21 protein-coding genes are annotated in these 17,223 nt (G+C 66.7%); 13 read left to right on the plus strand and 8 right to left on the minus strand.

The window, feature by feature from the left end:
• Positions 1-145: 145 nt before the first annotated feature.
• The 4 genes from J4O76_RS15515 to J4O76_RS15530 form a co-directional block, all read right to left on the minus strand.
• Positions 146-955 (minus strand): Coq4 family protein, encoded by an 810-nt coding sequence (locus J4O76_RS15515; protein WP_426282756.1) that lies wholly within the window; start codon positions 953-955, stop codon positions 146-148.
• Between the two features lie 180 nt (positions 956-1,135).
• Positions 1,136-1,783: a YbjQ family protein gene (locus J4O76_RS15520; protein WP_426282757.1), complete on the minus strand. Its 648-nt coding sequence runs from the start codon at positions 1,781-1,783 to the stop codon at positions 1,136-1,138.
• Positions 1,780-2,898, minus strand: a complete 1,119-nt coding sequence (dnaN, locus tag J4O76_RS15525) for a DNA polymerase III subunit beta (RefSeq protein ID WP_056017955.1) — start codon at positions 2,896-2,898, stop codon at positions 1,780-1,782. The genes J4O76_RS15520 and dnaN overlap by 4 nt, the downstream gene beginning before the upstream one ends.
• A gap of 130 nt (positions 2,899-3,028) precedes the next feature.
• Complete coding sequence (locus J4O76_RS15530) at positions 3,029-3,682, minus strand: outer membrane protein (RefSeq protein ID WP_107951824.1); 654 nt, start codon at positions 3,680-3,682, stop codon at positions 3,029-3,031.
• 139 nt (positions 3,683-3,821) lie between these two features.
• Between J4O76_RS15530 and J4O76_RS15535 the strand changes: the two genes are divergently transcribed.
• The 4 genes from J4O76_RS15535 (at position 3,822) to J4O76_RS15550 (ending at position 7,343) form a co-directional block, all read left to right on the plus strand.
• On the plus strand, positions 3,822-4,505 hold the full coding sequence (locus J4O76_RS15535) for a histidine phosphatase family protein (protein ID WP_426282758.1): 684 nt from the start codon (positions 3,822-3,824) through the stop codon (positions 4,503-4,505).
• Positions 4,506-4,684: 179 nt separating this feature from the next.
• Positions 4,685-5,143 carry an invasion associated locus B family protein gene (locus J4O76_RS15540; RefSeq protein ID WP_426282759.1) on the plus strand — a complete coding sequence of 153 codons (459 nt, stop codon included), beginning with the start codon at positions 4,685-4,687 and terminating at the stop codon, positions 5,141-5,143.
• Between the two features lie 243 nt (positions 5,144-5,386).
• Positions 5,387-6,592 (plus strand): 23S rRNA (adenine(2503)-C(2))-methyltransferase RlmN, encoded by a 1,206-nt coding sequence (gene rlmN, locus J4O76_RS15545; RefSeq protein WP_056061442.1) that lies wholly within the window; start codon positions 5,387-5,389, stop codon positions 6,590-6,592.
• Positions 6,585-7,343 carry a sulfite exporter TauE/SafE family protein gene (locus J4O76_RS15550; protein WP_082441379.1) on the plus strand — a complete coding sequence of 253 codons (759 nt, stop codon included), beginning with the start codon at positions 6,585-6,587 and terminating at the stop codon, positions 7,341-7,343. The genes rlmN and J4O76_RS15550 overlap by 8 nt, the downstream gene beginning before the upstream one ends.
• On the opposite strand, the gene J4O76_RS15555 is transcribed toward J4O76_RS15550, so the two are convergent.
• On the minus strand, positions 7,334-8,878 hold the full coding sequence (locus J4O76_RS15555; RefSeq protein ID WP_426282760.1) for an ABC transporter permease/substrate-binding protein: 1,545 nt from the start codon (positions 8,876-8,878) through the stop codon (positions 7,334-7,336). The two genes, J4O76_RS15550 and J4O76_RS15555, sit on opposite strands and share 10 nt — an antisense overlap.
• A complete protein-coding gene (locus J4O76_RS15560) occupies positions 8,875-9,648 on the minus strand; it encodes an ATP-binding cassette domain-containing protein (RefSeq protein WP_426282762.1) in 774 nt (257 codons plus the stop codon). The genes J4O76_RS15555 and J4O76_RS15560 overlap by 4 nt, the downstream gene beginning before the upstream one ends.
• Positions 9,649-9,696: 48 nt before the next feature.
• Between J4O76_RS15560 and J4O76_RS15565 the strand changes: the two genes are divergently transcribed.
• The gene (locus tag J4O76_RS15565) at positions 9,697-10,485 is read left to right on the plus strand and encodes an SDR family oxidoreductase (RefSeq protein ID WP_426282763.1); all 789 of its coding nucleotides are present in this window, start codon (positions 9,697-9,699) and stop codon (positions 10,483-10,485) included.
• A gap of 66 nt (positions 10,486-10,551) precedes the next feature.
• Here the strand turns inward: J4O76_RS15565 and J4O76_RS15570 are convergent, their stop codons facing one another.
• The gene (locus J4O76_RS15570; RefSeq protein WP_055881974.1) at positions 10,552-10,848 is read right to left on the minus strand and encodes a 4a-hydroxytetrahydrobiopterin dehydratase; all 297 of its coding nucleotides are present in this window, start codon (positions 10,846-10,848) and stop codon (positions 10,552-10,554) included.
• A 48-nt stretch (positions 10,849-10,896) separates the two neighbouring features.
• On the opposite strand from J4O76_RS15570, the gene J4O76_RS15575 reads away from it, so the two are divergent.
• The 7 genes from J4O76_RS15575 (at position 10,897) to J4O76_RS15605 (ending at position 15,596) form a co-directional block, all read left to right on the plus strand.
• On the plus strand, positions 10,897-11,319 hold the full coding sequence (locus tag J4O76_RS15575) for a metallopeptidase family protein (protein WP_426282764.1): 423 nt from the start codon (positions 10,897-10,899) through the stop codon (positions 11,317-11,319).
• 41 nt (positions 11,320-11,360) lie between these two features.
• Positions 11,361-11,888, plus strand: coding sequence for a heme ABC exporter ATP-binding protein CcmA (ccmA, locus tag J4O76_RS15580; RefSeq protein WP_426282924.1), 528 nt, complete (start codon positions 11,361-11,363; stop codon positions 11,886-11,888).
• On the plus strand, positions 11,885-12,526 hold the full coding sequence (locus J4O76_RS15585; RefSeq protein ID WP_426282765.1) for a heme exporter protein CcmB: 642 nt from the start codon (positions 11,885-11,887) through the stop codon (positions 12,524-12,526). The genes ccmA and J4O76_RS15585 overlap by 4 nt, the downstream gene beginning before the upstream one ends.
• Positions 12,527-12,536: 10 nt before the next feature.
• Complete coding sequence (locus tag J4O76_RS15590) at positions 12,537-13,637, plus strand: oxidoreductase (protein WP_426282766.1); 1,101 nt, start codon at positions 12,537-12,539, stop codon at positions 13,635-13,637.
• Between the two features lie 96 nt (positions 13,638-13,733).
• The gene (locus tag J4O76_RS15595) at positions 13,734-14,159 is read left to right on the plus strand and encodes a hypothetical protein (RefSeq protein WP_426282767.1); all 426 of its coding nucleotides are present in this window, start codon (positions 13,734-13,736) and stop codon (positions 14,157-14,159) included.
• The gene (locus tag J4O76_RS15600) at positions 14,149-14,445 is read left to right on the plus strand and encodes a hypothetical protein (RefSeq protein ID WP_056061473.1); all 297 of its coding nucleotides are present in this window, start codon (positions 14,149-14,151) and stop codon (positions 14,443-14,445) included. Before J4O76_RS15595 ends, J4O76_RS15600 begins: the two co-directional genes overlap by 11 nt.
• 11 nt (positions 14,446-14,456) lie before the next feature.
• Positions 14,457-15,596 (plus strand): acyltransferase family protein, encoded by a 1,140-nt coding sequence (locus J4O76_RS15605; protein ID WP_426282768.1) that lies wholly within the window; start codon positions 14,457-14,459, stop codon positions 15,594-15,596.
• Positions 15,597-15,598: 2 nt separating this feature from the next.
• On the opposite strand, the gene J4O76_RS15610 is transcribed toward J4O76_RS15605, so the two are convergent.
• Positions 15,599-16,702: a cell wall hydrolase gene (locus J4O76_RS15610; RefSeq protein ID WP_426282769.1), complete on the minus strand. Its 1,104-nt coding sequence runs from the start codon at positions 16,700-16,702 to the stop codon at positions 15,599-15,601.
• A gap of 60 nt (positions 16,703-16,762) precedes the next feature.
• Between J4O76_RS15610 and J4O76_RS15615 the strand changes: the two genes are divergently transcribed.
• Positions 16,763-17,218: a Rap1a/Tai family immunity protein gene (locus J4O76_RS15615; RefSeq protein ID WP_426282770.1), complete on the plus strand. Its 456-nt coding sequence runs from the start codon at positions 16,763-16,765 to the stop codon at positions 17,216-17,218.
• Positions 17,219-17,223: the final 5 nt, after the last annotated feature.

Below are 17,223 nucleotides of genomic sequence, written 5' to 3' on the forward strand. Positions count from 1 at the left end.
TCGCCGTTTTCCGTTCGCCGCGGGCGAAGTCGAAGGGCACGGCACGAGCACCGGTGCTTCGACTTCGCTCAGCACGAACGGGGTAAGGCACCAATCCGATCACAACCGCGCTAGCGACACGTCCGGTACGCTACCGAGCAGCGCGTCAGGCGGCGATCCGCTCCGGCGCGATCGCGGGTGCGGCTGCCGCGGTCGCCGCCTTCTGCGTGCTAAGATACGACGCGAGTGCGGGTCCAAGTTCGCGCTGCGCGTGCAGATACGCGACCGGCGTGACGATGCCGAGCCGTTCGCGCGCGGCCTCCAGCGGTTCGTGGAGCAGTTCGAGATAATCCTCGCCCGACACCCACTTCGCCTTGCGCCCGTTGCGATAGCCTTCCCAGACCGCCTTCGCGAACAGCTTGCTGCCGGTCACCCGCATGCTCTTCAACGCCGCAGCCGAGCCGATCAGCGCCCAGCCGAGCCCGCCGACCTGCGCGTAGCTGAACGCGACGAGCGCCGCTTCGCCCATGCTTTCGTCCGCCTTGTAGCCGGTCAGCACGTGCCAGATGTCGTGCGTGTCGCGCACCCGCCGGCCGAACCACGCATAGGGATGCGCCATGTCGTCCTCGCTCGGCGTAAGCCGCGAGACCTCGACGAGGCCATCCGCGGAATAGCCCGTCGTCTCGAGAAAATTGCGATACGCCGCCCCTACCGTGCTGGGCGCGAAGCTCGCGACGAACGCGGGGTCGGAGAAACGCTGCGCCAGTTCGACCCGGTCATAGGCGATCCGCCCGCCCTGCTCGGTGGCGATCAGCCGCGCGTAATTCATCGGCGCATTGCCGACGTTCAGCGCGCGCATGATCCGGAACACCTGCGTCGTATCGTCGCCGTTCGCGAGCAGTTTCTTGATCGCATCGAACGCCGTACGCCAATCGCGACGACCGGTCGTACCGGGAAACGGAGGAAGCTTCGCCATCGAGTCGACTCCTTACTGACATTACTGTTAGTATTGAGCGCTGGGCGTGGAGTCAATCAGGACGGATGATCTCGGCTGAACGAACTAACCTCTCCGCCAGCAGGTCACCTCGTTCGATCCGCTCTTTGTCAGATCCGATATGACGAATCCGCTGAAGCGAGCTTTCCTTGAAAACGTGGATCAAACCCTAGCGCTTTGCAGCGCATCCTGAATGTCTCTCGCCCGGTTAGCGAGTGAGGCGCCGTCTCGCGTCGCATCGAAAAACGAAGGATCGTCTGGGACGATTTGTGTCAGGGACACCGCAGTGCCTGTCATGCACACCATCAACATGGCACGCTGGCCGCCTACTTCAGCGTAATCGACATCTACGCCAAGAACCGCATTGCCGCCTTGCTCGATAGCTTGGGCCCGCAGTGACGCTTTGCATAGGTTTTCGCCGTCACGCAATTTTGCGTTATATGCGCCAGATTGAGTGCCAAACAGATCGGTAAAGGCAGACGCAACGTCCGAGAAAATGCCCGTCCCGGTCACTGTTTGCGCGGTAATTATTCCAAGCGGCTCATAGGTCCAACCCATCGGCTGTTGCAATGAGACGATAGGAACATGCGACAGAATCGCTGTTAGCTTGGCGCGGAGTTCGCGTGACTCCAATTCCAGCGCTTCCGTCGCATCTCGATACGATGGATCACCGCACTTGTTGCACGCAGCATCGAGATGCTCGGAACTTGCCAAGTTAATCACGCGGAGCCGCCCGGGAGACAAAGGTTGATTTGACGAAATCATTCCAACCTTGAGCACGGCTCCGCAATTTGAGCAGGTATCGCTCACACCCGCATCGGCATCAGTACGTACAACGCGGGCGACTTATCGTTCTCGCGGATCAGCGTCGGGGCGGCGGCGTCGGCGAGGTGCACCTCGACCATGTCGCCGTCGATCTGTGCGAGGATGTCCATCAGATAGCGGCTGTTGAAGCCGATCTCGAACGGGAGCGCGACGTAATCGCCGGGGACTTCCTCCGCGGCGGTGCCGTTTTCGGGCGAGGTCACCGACAGCGTGATCTTGTCGCGGTCGAGCGCCATCTTCACGGCGCGCGTCTTCTCCGTCGCGATCGTGGAGACGCGGTCGACGCCTTCCATGAAGCTTTTCGGGTCGATCTTGAGGATTTTGTCGTTGCCGGTCGGGATTACGCGGCTGTAATCGGGGAAGGTGCCGTCGATCAGCTTCGAGGTCAGGATCGCCTGGCCGAGGTCGAAGCGGATCTTGGTCGGCGACAGCGAGACGCCGACCGAACCGTCGACCTCGTCGAGCAGTTTCCGAAGCTCGCCGATGCATTTGCGCGGCACGATCACGTCGGGCATCGATTCGGCGCCCTCGGGACGCGGCAGCGTGACGCGCGCGAGGCGGTGGCCGTCGGTCGCGGCGGCCTTCAGCACCGGGTTCGAGCTGTCGCCGTCCGCGACGTGCAGGAAGATGCCGTTGAGATAATAGCGAGTCTCTTCGGTCGAGATCGCGAAGCGCGTCTTGTCGATGATCTGCTTGAGCGTCTCGGCGGGCAGTTCGAACTGAGTCGGCAGTTCGCCTTCCGCGATCACCGGGAAATCGTCGCGCGGCAGCGTGCCGAGCGAGAAGCGCGCACGGCCGGCGACGATGCTCATCCGGCCTTCCGACGCGGCGAGCTGGACTTGGCTACCCTCGGGGAGCTTGCGGGCGATGTCGAACAGCGTGTGCGCGGACACGGTAGTCGCGCCGGGCTGGTCGACCGCGGCTGCAATCGATTCGTTGATCTGGAGATCAAGATCGGTCGCCATCAGCTTGAGCGTGCCCTCGGCGGTCGCCTCGATCAGCACGTTCGACAGGATGGGGATGGTGTTGCGCCGCTCCACCACGGACTGGACATGGCTCAGCCCCTTGAGGAGCGTTGCGCGTTCGATCGTCGCCTTCATCGTAATTCCCCCCGCCACCGCAGCCGGACTCGGGGCTGGGGGCAATCCGCAGATGGCTTACCCAACAACAAAGGGTCGGAGCAAGCGCCCCGACCCTTCTTTGATCACGGTAAACGTCGCGTTAAAGCGATCAGAAGCGGAAGCCGTAGCTCGCCACGACCTGATGGCGGTCGGTATCGACGTCGAAGCGGCTGCTGGTGCCGCCGGTCGCATAGTCGATGTTGCCGCGCTCATAGTTCGAATAGCGGTATTCGAGCTTGGCGTAGCTGTTCGGGCCCATCGCGTGCTCGGCGCCCGCACCGACGCGCCAGCCGTCGAGCTTGAAATTATTGTCGGTGGTCTGGCTGGTGCTGCCGGCGAGCACTTCGAGCTTCGAGTTGGTGTAGCCGCCCTTGACGTACAGCATCGTCGTCGGCGCGACGACGTAGCCCGCGCGTGCGCCGACATAGATGTCGCGGCCCTGCTTGACACGGCCATAGCCGAAGTCGCTGGTGTAATCGTTGCGATCGCTCTTCGCGGTCGAGCCGGTCAGTTCGGCTTCGGCACCGAGCACGATGTTGTCCGAGGTTGCGATATCGTAGCCGATGCCGCCGCCGTACAGCAGGCCGTCGATCTTCTGGTCATCGCGCCCGTTGTTGTTGGACACGCTGCTGCCGGCGCCGGTGTGATCGTAGCCGAGCGTGGCCTCGACGCGAGGGCCGGTGAAGGTCGGGTTGGTCTGCGCGAGGGCGGGGGCGGCTACTGCGGTGGTAGCGAGCAGCGAGACGGCGATGAGCGTACGCATTGGGTTACTCCTTACTGATCTGGCGCCCCATTACGCGGGGCGGACCGCTCCAATGGACCAACCGCGCGGGCGTTGCATGAACCCCAGATAAACACGGAAATCCGTTGCTTTTGCGCCACAGGGGGTTGAAATACGGGCCATGATTCCAAGCCAACGGCAGGGTGACGTGGACGCCCGATCAACCGATATTTCAGCCATTCGCAAGGGTCGCGATTTCGTCGCGCGGCACGGCGAAACCGTGTTCAATGCGGCGCATCGGTTGCAGGGGAATGCCGCGCATACGCCGTTGACGCGCGCTGGGTTCGCGCAGGCGGACGAGCTTGGGCGGGCGTTAAGGGAACTGCTGGGGGTGAAGCCGGCGCTGACGCTGTGGTCCTCCCCAACTGGGCGAGCCTTGCAGACGTTGGCGGTGATCTGCGAGCATCTGGAGCTGGACTGGCATGACGCGCAGACCGATGCGCGGCTAGTCGAGATCGACATGGGATCGTGGGGCGGCCGTTATTATGCGGACGTTATCGACGAGGTCGGGCCGGTGATGCTGCCGGGTGGGACGCTGAAACCTTCACCGGATGGCGAGACCTATGCGGAGATCGCGGCACGAGTCGGTGGGTGGCTGGCGGATACGGCGGAGGATCCGGGCGACCGGCTGGTGATCATGCACGGGATCTCGAGTCGGGTGATGCTCGGCGTGATGACCGGTGCGGCGGTCGATCCTGTGCTCGACGCGCCGGTTGCGAAGGGGTTGCCGCAAGGATCGGTTACGCTGGTGGAGAACGGACGCGCGACGGTGCCGCATCTGGGTACAGGGTTCGCTCCGGCGTGAGTTGGAGCCGGGGCGAAGGTCTCAAACCCAAGTTGTCTACTTCCGCCCCCCTCCCTGGAAGGGAGGGGTTGGGGGTGGGTCGGTTTCCCCGTGTTCGAACCGCTGGGGCTCGATCGGGCCTACCCACCCCCTGCCCCTCCCTTCCAGGGAGGGGGGTTCTGTGGCGTTTGGTTTTGGCGGTGGCGGTGTTTGCGATTGCTGCTCCGGTAGCGGCGCGTGACACGATCGGCGTCTACCAAGGATGGGGTGCGTTCCGGGACGCTACGCCCCCGCGGTGTTACGCGATTGCTCGGCCGGTGATGGCGGGGGGGCGTGCTTCGGGGTTTGCCAGCGTTGCGACGTGGCCGAAGCGGGGTTTGCGCGCGTCCTTGTATGTGCGGCTCAGTCGCGAGCGGGATCGGTCGGCGGGGGTGACGCTGACGATCGGCGAGCGGCGATTCGCTTTGGTGGCGAACGGGCTGGATGCGTGGGCTGGTGATGCGCCGAGCGATCGCGCGATCGTGGCGGCCATGCGGTCGGGGCGGAGCATGAGCGTGGAGGCGGTCGGCGTCGGGGGGCGACCGTTTGTCGATGTGTATGCGCTGTCGGGGGCGGCGACAGCGATCGATGCGGCTGTGTTGGCGTGTAGCGGGGGGTGACGGTTTGCTGCCCCGCGTTTCCAATAGACGTTCCGAACGAACCTTCACGATCCTCCCCCGCAAGGGGGAGGTGTCGCCGCAGGTGACGGAGGGGGAGGACACGGAACGAACGTGGGCGCAGGCCTCCCCCTCCGTCAGGCTACGCCTGCCACCTCCCCCTTGCGGGGGAGGATCGGAAGGGTGTCTACTTCCCTCTCTCGCAGCCAGTAGAAAAATCACGAAAATTCCGCTAAGGGCCGCCCCATGCAGACCGCCGCGAACCTCATGCCCATTCCGGGGCACATCGATCCCGTGCCCGTTCCCCGCAGCTTCGTGCCGCGCAGCGATGGGCGGATCGACCTGCTCGGGCTGTCGCTCGCCGATCTGCGGATGGCGCTGGAGACGTCGCAGCTCGAGGAGAAGCAGGCCAAGCTTCGCGCGAAACAGCTCTGGCACTGGATCTATAATCGCGGCGCGACCGAGTTCTCGGCGATGACCGATATCTCAAAGACGATGCACCCGTGGCTCGAGCAGCGTTTCGTGATCAGCCGGCCCAACGTGGTCGAGGCTCAAGTGTCGACCGATGGCACGCGAAAGTGGCTGCTGCGGTCGGACGACGCGCAGGATTACGAGATGGTGTTCATCCCCGACGCGGATCGCGGCACGCTGTGCGTGTCGAGCCAGGTCGGCTGCACGCTGAACTGCACCTTCTGCCACACCGGCACGATGCGGCTGGTGCGCAACCTGACGCCCGCCGAGATCGTCGGCCAGGTAATGCTCGCGCGCGACTCGCTGGGCGAATGGCCGAGCCAGCCGGAAGGCCGCATGCTTACCAACATCGTGATGATGGGGATGGGCGAGCCGCTCTATAATTTCGAGAATGTCCGCGATGCGCTGAAGCTGGTGATGGACGGTGCGGGCCTCGCGCTCAGCCGGCGGCGGATCACGTTGTCGACGTCGGGCGTGGTGCCGATGATGGCGCGCGCGGGGGCCGAGATCGGCGTGAACCTCGCCGTGTCGCTGCACGCGGTGACCAAGGAGGTGCGCGACGAGATCGTGCCGCTCAATCGGAAGTACGGCATCGAGGAATTGCTGCAGGCGTGCGCGGACTATCCGGGCACGAACAACGCGCGGCGCATCACGTTCGAATATGTGATGCTGAAGGACAAGAACGACTCCGACGACGATGCGCGCGAGCTGGTGCGGTTGCTGCGGAAGTACGAGCTGCCGGCGAAGGTGAACCTCATTCCGTTCAACCCGTGGCCGGGTGCGCAGTACGAGTGCTCGACGCCCGAGCGGATCAAATCCTTCTCCAGCATCGTGTTCGGCGCGGGGATCTCGGCGCCGGTACGGACGCCGCGTGGGCGCGACATCGATGCGGCGTGCGGGCAGTTGAAGACCGCGTCGGAGAAGAAGAGCCGCGCGCAGATCGATCGCGAGGCCGCCGCCGAGTCCGACGCTTTTGCTTGAGTGGACTGCGGTCGCGCTGGCGGCAGGGGCTGGGGTTCTTGGCGGTGCGATGAACGCGCTGGCGGGCGGTGGCAGCTTCGCGACGATGCCGACGCTGATCGGACTCGGCGTGCCCTCGACCTTCGCCAACGCCACCAGCAACGTCTCGCTCCAGCCGGGTGCGATGGCGAGCGCGTGGGCGTACCGGCATGGGCTCCAGCCGATCTCGGGCGTCAGCATGAAGACGATGGCCGGGATCACCTTCGTCGGCGGGCTGGTCGGCAGCCTGTTGCTGGTGGCGACGTCGGCGCGCGCGTTCGACCTGATCGTGCCGTGGCTGCTGCTGTTCGCGACGCTGGCGATCGCGTTTGGCACGCGCGCGTCGCTGTGGTTGCGGTCGCGGGTCGAGATCGGGCCGAAGTCGCTGGTCGCGGTGCAAGCGTTGCTGGGTGTGTATGGCGGGTATTTCGGCGGCGGCGTCGGGTTGATGCTGACCGCCGCCTGGGGGCTGCTGTCGGGCGCGACGCCCGCGACGCTCGCGCCGCCGCGGACCTTGATGCTGGCAGTCGCCAACCTCGCGGCGACGATCATCTTCATCGCGACCGGGATGGTGGTGTGGGCGCTATGCGTGCCGATGCTGATCGGTGGGATCGTCGGCGGGCATTTCGGTGCGAAGCTTGGCCTGCTGCTGTCGCCGCAGGTGATCCGCGTGTGGACGCTGTTGGTGACGATCGCGACGACGATCGTGTTCTTCTACCGCGCCTATTCCTGAAGCCCGGTCTTCGCAGCGAGCCATTTCGCCGCGGCCTCGGGCGTTTCCTTGTCGGCATCGCGGTCGACCCGGTAGTTCGCGGCGCGCATCGCCTCGACCGGGATACGGCCGACCATCGGTTTCAGCGCGGCGAGGAACTTGGCGTCCCCTGCCCGCTTCGGCGCGACCATCAGGATCGCGTCGTAGCCCGGGATCGCACGGCGGGGGTCGGTCAGCACGGTAAGCCCGTCCGCGGCGATCCGGCCATCCGACGAGAAGGCCGAGATGACGTCGACATTGCCGCTCTCCAGCGCGCGGTACATGAAGGTCGGGCTGTACGGCGTCGTCTTTGCAAATCTCAGCGGATAGGCGCGCTTCACCGCGGCCCATTCGGGACGTTCGAGGAATTCGAGATCGCTGCCGAGCGTCATGCCGGGCGCGGCCTTCACCAGATCGTCGAGGCTGGCGATGCGCTTGGACTTTGCCGCGTCGCCCTTCATCGCGAAGGCATAGGCGTTCTCGAACCCGAGCGACCCGACCAGGCCGACATGATGCTCGCGCCTCGCCCAGTCGGCGATCGCGGCGACCATCGCCGGGCGTTCGGGGACGTCGTTGCGCTTCATCTCGTTCGCCCAGATCGTCCCGGCATAATCGACATAGACGTCGATATCGCCGCCGGAGAGCGCGCCAAAGACCACAGCCGAGCCGAGGCCGTCACGATACTCGACGGTGTAGCCCGCATGTTCGAGCCGGTCGCCGATCAGCCGCGCGAGGATATATTGCTCGGAAAAGTTCTTCGCGCCGACGACCACGGTTCGGTCTGCGCCGCCCTTGGGCCATAGCGGGGCGGTCGCCGCCGCGGTTCCCATGACCAGCACCACCGCGCTCACGATCCATAGCCAGCGGCGGCGCGCGCGGATGCCGTATTCGATCGCGCCGATCAGTGCGTCCACCGCCAACGCGAGTGCGGCCGCCGACACGCAACCGGCGAGCACCAGCGCCCAGTTCTGCGTCTGGAGTCCGGCGAAGATCATATCGCCGAGGCTCGGCTGGCCGACCGTCGTCGACAGCGTCGCCGCGCCGATCGTCCAGACCGCCGCGGTGCGGATGCCGGCGATCAGCACGGGCGCGACCAAAGGGGCCTCGACCAGCCGCAGTTTCTGCGCGGGCGTCATGCCGACCGCGTCCGCCGCCTGGATCACGGCGGGATCTATGCCATGCAGGCCGGCGACTGCATTCCGCAGGATCGGAAGGAGGGCGTACAGCGTCAGCGCGATCAAAGACGGGAGGAAGCCGAGCGCAGGGATGCCGCCGCCGACCAGCGCGGAGAGGCTGAGCAACAACGGGTAGAACAAGGCGAGCAGCGCGAGGCTCGGGACGGTCTGGACGAGGCTCGCGAAACCGAGCGACATGCGCGCCACCGTCGCGTTGCGCGCGGACCAGATGCCGAGCGGCAGGCTGATCGCGATGCCGAGCAGAAGCGCCGCCGCGGAAAGCAGGACGTGGTTGGCGAGCAGCGGCGGCACGCGGCCGAGCGCGTCGAGGAACGCGCTCATGCGACTAGCGCCTGCAAGCGTTCGGCCTGCGCGCGCGGCACCTGGACCAGTGCCTGCGCGTCGTCGCCGCCCTTGCCGGCGACGAGGTCGGCTGGCGTGGCATCGGCGACGATCCGCCCGGCCTTCATCACCAGCACGCGGTCGGCGAGCAGCAGTGCCTCCGCCATGTCATGCGTGACGAGGATGGTGGTCAGCCCGAGCCGGTCGTGGAGTTCGCGGATCCGCGTGCCGAGCGCATCGCGCGTGACCGGGTCGAGCGCGCCGAACGCCTCGTCGAGCAGCAGCAGTTTCGCGCCGGGTGCGAGCGCGCGGGCGATGCCGACGCGCTGGCGCTGGCCACCCGAGAGCGCGTCGGGCATGCGGCTCGCAATATCGCGGGGCAGGTCGACAAGATCGAGCAGTTCGCCGACCTTGGCCTCATCCGTGCGGCCGGCGATGCGCAGGCCGATCGCGATGTTCTCGGCGATCGTCATGTGCGGGAACAGGCCGATGTTCTGGAAGACGTAGCCGATCCGGCGGCGGAGTTCAGGCGCGGGCTCGGCGGCGACGTCGGCACCGTCGATCGTCACGCGGCCTTCGCTCGGCTCGACCAGGCGGTTGAGCGTCTTCAGCAGCGTGGACTTGCCCGAACCGGACGTGCCGACGAGCGCGACGAAACTGCCGCGTGCGATCTCCAGCGAAACGCCGTCGACGGCAATCGTCGTGCCCCCAGCGCCTGGGTATCTTTTGGTGACGCGTTCGAAAGCGAGCGCTGGGGAATTGTCTGGCATCTGCGCGCAGGATGCGGGAAACATACCGGAAAATCAAATGGAGAGGGTATGAGCCAGCAGGGCATTTTCATCACCGGCGGCGGATCGGGGATCGGCCGCGCCACCGCGATATTGTTCGCGCGGAAAGGCTGGCGGGTCGGGCTCGCCGACGTCAACGTCGCAGGGCTTGCCGAGACCGCCGCGCTGCTGCCCGCGGGGATGGTCAGCACCTACCAGATGGACGTGCGCGACCGCGATGCGTGGGTGGCGTCGCTCGATGCGTTCGTCGCGACCACGGGCGGGCGGCTCGACGTGCTGTTCAACAACGCCGGGATCGGATCGGGCGGACCGCTCGCGGAGACCGACTTCGCCGAGATCGACCGGGTGATCGCGATCAACCTGGTCGGGGCACTGAACGGGGCGCGGATCGGCCATGCGTATCTGAAGCGGACGCCGGGATCGTGCCTGCTCAATACCGCGTCGGCGTCGGCGATCTACGGATCGGCGGGGCTTGCGCCCTATTCCGCGACCAAGTTCGGGGTGCGCGCGATCACCGAGGCGCTCGACGGCGAATGGGCGGCGGACGGCATCAAGGTGCGCTCGATCGTACCGAGCTTCATCGACACGCCGCTGCTCGATTCCGCGGCGGGGAACACGAACCACTCGATCCGCGAGACGGTGACGGGGGCGGGGCTGGAGCTGACCGGGGTGGACAAGGTTGCGGAGGCGGCCTGGGAAGCAGTGCACGGCGACAAGGTGCACACTTTTGTGGGGAAGACCGCGCACCGCATGGCGTTCGCCGCGCGGTGGATGCCGGGCGCGCTGCGCAAGCGGATGCGGCGGGATATGCGGAAGTAGAAGTTGCGGAATTTATTTGAGCACCACCCCGGCGAAGGCCGGGGTGGTGCTCAAAATGCCTTCAGCTCAGGCGTCGCCGACGATCGCGTCGATCGCTTCGGCCATCTCGATATCGCGCGGTGAGAGGCCGCCTGCGTCATGTGTCGTCAGCAGGATTTCCACGCGGTTCCAGACGTTCTTCCACTCCGGATGGTGGTTCGCGCGCTCGGCGATCAGCGCGACCTGCGTCATGAAGCCGAACGCCTCGACGAAATCGGCGAACACGATCGTCCGCGTGATCGCGTCGCGCGCATCGTCGTAATCCCACTCGTCGAGCCCATCGAGCGCCTCGGCCCGCTCGGTATCGTTCAGCGCTTCGATCATCGGGCTCTCCCTTGCCGCAACAGTTCGCCGACGCGTATGGCTGGCGGCATGAGCGGGCAAGCGACAATATCCGGGGAAGCCCCCGACGCCGACGCGATCGAGGCCATCGCGCGGGCGACGATCGCCAAGCTGCCGCAGCAGTTCGCGGAGCATCTCGGCGACATCGTGTTCGCGGTCGAGGAGTATGCCGACGACGAGACGCTGGCGGCGCTGGGGATCGAACACCCGCTCGACCTGTCGGGCCTGTATCACGGCCGTCCGCTCGGCGAGAAATCGTCGATGGACGTCGCGCCGATGCCCGACCGCATCGTCCTGTACCGCCGCGCGATCCTGGAGGAATGGATCGAGACCGGGTTGCGCCTCGACGACCTCGTCGCGCACGTGACGATCCACGAGATCGGCCATCATTTCGGGCTGAGCGACGACGACATGCACGCGCTGGAAGACTCCGTCGAAGATCGGGCCACGTGAGCCTCGCGTTTCGCGACGTCGCGTGCGTGCGGGGCGGGCGGATGCTGTTCTCGGGCGTGTCGTTCGACCTGGGGCCTGGCGACGCGGCAATCGTCGCCGGCCCCAATGGCGTCGGCAAATCGAGCTTGATCCGTATCGCCGCCGGCCTGCTCGCACCATTCGAAGGCGCCGTGACGTGTGACGCAGACAAGGCGCTGCTGACCGAAGCGAGCGCGCTCGACCCGGATCGCACGCTGATTACGGCACTCCGTTTCTGGGCTGCGTTGGACAATGCCCCCGCCCACGATACCCGGATCGCGCAAGCGCTGTCCGCCCTCGATCTCGACGCGCTCGCGGACATTCCGGTCCGCTTGCTGTCGACCGGGCAACGCCGCCGCGCGTCGATCGCGCGCGTTGCCGCCAGCGGGGCGCCGGTCTGGCTGCTCGACGAACCCGCCAACGGGCTCGACACGGTGTCGATCGCTCGACTGGAAACGCTGATCGCCGAGCACCGCGCCACCGGCGGCATTGCGCTGGTCGCCACGCATCTGGCGCTGGCGATTCCCCACGCGCAGGAGATCGCGTTGTGATCGCGCTGATCCGCCGCGATCTGCGCCGCAGCGTGTCGAGTGGCGGCGCGACGCTGGTGATCGCGTTCTTCCTGCTGGTGGCGACGCTGTTCCCGTTCGCGATCGGCCCCGACGCGGCGCTGCTCGCGCGGATCGGTGGCGGGGTGATCTGGACGGCAGCGCTGCTCGCCGCCCTGTTGCCGGTCGAGCGCCTCGTCGGTCCCGATCTGGAGGCGGGCGTGTTCGACCAGTTCGTCGTCCGCGGGATGTCGCTCGCGCTGGTCGCCTTCGCGAAGACGATCGCGCACTGGTTGAGTTTCGGCCCCCCGCTGATGCTCGCCGCGGTGATCGCCGCCGGCCTGCTCAACCTGTCGGCCGACACGCTGCTCCGCGTCGAGATCGGTCTGCTGATCGGTACGCCCGGCCTCGCCGCGCTCGCGGTCGCGACCAGTGCGCTGGTTGCCGGCGTTCGCGGCGGCGGCGCGGTGACGGGCCTCGTGATGCTGCCGCTCGCGGTGCCCTTGCTGATCTTCGGCGCGGGATCACTCGACCCGGCTGGCGGCGCAGGCGCGGTCAAGCTGCTCGCCGCGGTCAGCCTCGTGCTCGTCGCGGGCGCACCGTTTCTGGCGGCGGCAGCGATCCGCGCGGGCATGGACTGAGGCGATGAGCATGACGGACGAGCAAGCCGGCCCCATACGCGTCGGGCTGATCGGCTACGGATTTTCGGGCAAGACCTTCCATGCCCCGTTGATAGCATCGGTCGCGGCGCTCGAGCTTTGCGCGGTGTCGTCCAGCGATGCCCGCAAGGTGCAGGCGGACTTTCCGGGGATGACGGTCCACGCCGATCCGCACGCGCTGATCGCGGCTGAGGACATAGACTTGGTCGTGATCGCGACGCCGAACGAGACGCACGCACCGCTCGCGAGGGCAGCGATCACGGCGGGGAAGCATGTCGTGATCGACAAGCCGTTCACGCTAGACCTCGACGAAGCGCGCGGGCTTGTCGCGCTGGCGGACGATCGGGGGGTACTGCTGTCCGTCTTCCACAACCGGCGCTGGGACAGTGATTTCCTCACCGTGCGTGCCGCGATCGACGCCGGTATCGTCGGCAACGTCACGCATTTCGAATCGCATTTCGACCGGTTCCGGCCGGACGTCCGCGACCGCTGGCGCGAGCGATCGGGGCCGGGCAGCGGGGTCTGGTACGATCTCGGTCCGCATCTCGTCGATCAGGCATTGCTCCTGTTCGGCCTGCCGGACACGGTCCAGGCGTCGATCGCGACACAGCGGCCGGGTGCGATGACCGACGATTGGGCACACGTCGTCCTGTCCTATGGCGAGCGCCGCGTGATCCTCCAGGCGAGTATGCTGGTGGCAGGCGGCGTCGACCGGTTCACCGTGCACGGCACCGCCGGCAGCATGACGAAGCACTGCGCCGACCGCCAGGAGGCGCAACTTCTAAGCGGAATGCGGCCGGGCGACGCGAACTGGGGCGAGGATCCCGATCCGCTCGTGATCCACGCCGCCAACGGGCAACGCGAACAGCGCGCGATACCCGGCGATCAGCGTCTCTATTACCGTGGAATCGCGGCGGCGGTTCGGCGAGCAGCGAAAAATCCGGTCGCGCCGATCGAAGCGTTGGCGGTGATGGCGGTCGTCGAGGCGGCGTTCCTGTCCGCAAATACCGGCGCGACGACGGCATTGGCGCTGACCGATCGCGAGCGGGACGCCGCAACCGGCGCGCTATCGTCCGCGACTGTACAAATCTGAACGATCCGTCCCGCCGTCGCGCGGGTATCGAATGCGTCGCTTGCGAAGCACCTCCGGTCGGTTGCCGATCCGGATCTTCTCTGACAGGATCGCGACGTGCCCGACCCCCTTCACCATGGCCTCAACCAATCGCGGTGGCCCAAGCGGATCGGTCGACTGATCGATGCGATCTGCCTGGTGGCGCTGATCGTGGTGATCGTCACGGTCATCTACGGCTTCTGGCTGCGCGCGATCTGGGCACATGGTTATTATCTGGCGGTCGCGGTCGCGGTGCTGGGCGCGTTCGTCATCCTGATCGGGCTTGCGCAACAGGCGATCGCCGCGCGCGACGTGGCGACCTGGCGCGACATGGCCGAATGGCAGATCCGCGCGGCGCGGGCGGCGGCTGGACAGGCCGGCGCGACGCAGGCGGATCCCGACGACGAGATCGAGGCGAATGCCGCCGCCTATTACGAGATCCTGATCGGGACGCTGGTGGCGCATGCCGAACAGGACGAACGGAGCATCGTCGATGAGCGGTGATCCGCATCTCGAACTGGGCGAAAGCCTGCCGCGGTTCCTGTCGCACTGGCTGGCGGCGTGCTTCGGGCATTTCCTGATGGTGCTGCTGCCGCTGATCACCGACTGGGCGCATGTGAAGAACGCGACCTGGCCGAGCTGGTGGTCGCTGCTGCTGTTCGCGGCGTCGACCTCGCTGGTGGCGGCGATCATCAACGCCAATTTGCCGGTGACGCCGCGCGAGATGATCAAGAGCGTCGCGCTGGGGTTCGCGCTGAACGCGACCATCGTCATGCTGCGGCTGGCGTGATTGGCGCGCGCGTGCCGCTGGTTTCGCGGCTGATCTCGCGCGATGCGGCGCTGGACCGCGACCAGATAGCGCCGCTCCAGCTGCTGCGCGGACTGGCGGCGTCGGGTGTCGTCGTCGAGCATTTGCTGGAGCGCTATGTCCGGCGCGGTGCGATCATCCACGACCTTCCCGATTTCACGACTCGGCTCGGCCAGACCGGCGTCGCCACCTTCTTCGCGATCAGCGGCTTCATCATGGTCTATATCGCGCTTCGGGAGGACCGGCCGCCGCCATCGGGCTGGTCGTTCCTGCGCAACCGGTTCCTGCGGGTCGCGCCACTCTATTATCTGACGATGCTGATGATCGTGGCGTTCGGCTGGCTGGCGCAGGCGATGGGCGCACGGACCATTGTCGCGGCGCGCCTGCCGAACGTGGCCGAATTCCTGTTGTCGTTCGCGTTCATCCCCCACCGCGGCGCCAACGGTTTGATCCAGCCGATCTACGAGCTGGGGTGGACGCTGCATTACGAGATGTTCTTCTACCTGCTGTTCGCGGCGGGCCTCGCAGTGCTGGCGCGGCGCGGCGCGTTCCTCGTGCTGACGGTGCTGGGGCTGCTCGTCGCGGTGGGGACCGGCATCGATGCGCCACGCGACCAGGTTGGAGTATCGATCGCCGCCTATGTCTTCACGCGGCCGATCATGGCCTATTTCGCGATCGGGATCGTGATCGCGCTCGTCCGCCACCGGATCGGCGACCGCCTGCCGGTGCTGCCGATGTCGGTCATCGCGGTCGTCGCCGTGGCCGCGCTGGGAGTCGCCACTATCGACCCGAGCCAGATCGTCGCAATGGCGGCGATCGCAGGAGCGGTGGCCGTAACCGTGCTCACGACGCCCGCGACGACGCGGCGGTCGGACGGGTTCGCGGCCTTCTCGCGTGCGTTCGGCAACGCGTCCTACAGCATCTATCTCACGCACAGCTTCGTGCTGGGCGCGTTCGCGTCGGCAACCGTATCGATCGTTGCATACGGCCTACCGGCGCTGCTCGCGATGGCGGTCGTCGCCTGTGCAGTGTGCTTCGGCGTGGGGTGGCTGTCATGGCGGTTGATCGAGCTGCCGATCGCGGAAGCGTTGCGTGGACGGCGCCCGTCCAGGGCCGAACTCGTCGCCCCCTGAGGTCAGTTGGCGGTAGGCGATACCGGCAGGACGCGGCGCTCTGGAGTCGGCGGCGAAGCGCTGGTGTCGCCGACTTCGGGACCACGCGGCAGCACCCGCCGTTCGCCAAGGCTGACGGTCGGCACCGGGGAATCGTCGGGCAGGCTGGCGCGATAGCCGCTGAGGACGGGCCGCTCGCTCGGGGCGACCGCGCCGGATGCGGTGGCCACCGTCGCCGCTGCATCCGTCGCCGTCGGGGCAGCGACGGTTGCGGGCAGCGTCATTGCCGGTTCGTTACCCGCATAGACGCCGCGGAATGCGCCACCGCGTCCGGCCGGGCCGTTCCAGCGGTAGAAGATGTGCGCGCCGATCGCCGCGACCTTTTCCAGGCTCGATGCCCAATACGGCACGACATAATTGGCGTGATAATGCGTCGCCCAGCCCACCGGCGCGAACACCGCGCCGCCCAGTGCCGACGTCGCGATCCGCGAGGCGCGCAGCCAGCCCTTCTGCGACGGTAACCGGCCCAGCGCGCCGTCGCAGACGAAGGTGAACTGGCAGCCGGTCCTGCGTTGCGATCCGTCGAGGACGACACCGCACACCGTCTTGGGATAGGCGGGATGGCGGACGCGGTTGAGGATGACCTGCGCCACCGCGCGCTCGCCATCGTCCGATTCGCTGCCCGCCTCGTAATAGACCGCCATCGTCAGGCATTGCAGCGAACGGCTATAGTCCTCCGCCTTGCCGGTCCGCAGCGCAAAGGTGGACGCGGATTCGACGCGCTTCGCCACGGTCGGCGCGGCGGCGTTCCAGGCAACCGCCTGCTCGGGCGTCAGCGGCCGCATCGTCTTGGGTGCAAACGGTGCCTCGATTCGCGCCGTGCTCGCCCAGCGCGTGCCGCCGGTCGCGTCGAACGTCTTGTCCGGCGGCGTCCCGAGGCTGACGACTGCGACAATGATCGATCCGCCGATCAGGATCAGCGCCAGCAGGGCGGGCACGATCACGCCCAGGTGAAACCGACGCACCGGCGGCAACGACGAAACGGTGTTCGGATCAAGGATCAGCGTCGAGGGCGCCGGCTCGTGCGACGCGGGCGCCTGTCGCCGGATAAGGTCGAGAAGAGCCATTGCTTCGTCGGGTGTTAGTGAATTGAAGCGCACCGCGCCAGCGCGTAACGACGGGCGATCATGGTCATGCCCCTCGTCCTGCTGCTCGCCGCGCCGCTGTTGGTCCAGTCCCAGAAACCCAATGGGGCGGTGCCGCAGGCTGCCGCCCCGCAAGCATCGACCTCGCAAGTATCCGCGGGGCCGCTCGCCGGGGGATTGTTCAGCGCTGGGCAGTTGCGGCAGCGCTGTTTGTCCAACGTGCCGGCCGACGCGTCCTATTGCTTCGCCTATATCACCGGCGTGCATGACACGGTCCGCGCGTACGAGGCGTGGCTGAACCAGCGCGAATTCTGCGTGCCCCGGCATGTCCCACAAGGCGATTTGCGCCAGGCGTTCATCGACTATCTGCGCGACAAGCCCTCCGACCTGTCGGGCGAAGCGGCCTCGGTCGTCGTCGTCGCACTGAAGATTCGCTATGCCTGCGGTAGCGGCGCGCGCGGGACGCCGCCTGCCCCGTCTCGGAGCGGCAAACCCTGACGTGC

The sequence above is a fragment of the Sphingomonas sp. NFX23 genome, from assembly GCF_049887795.1.
Lineage (GTDB): Bacteria > Pseudomonadota > Alphaproteobacteria > Sphingomonadales > Sphingomonadaceae > Sphingomonas.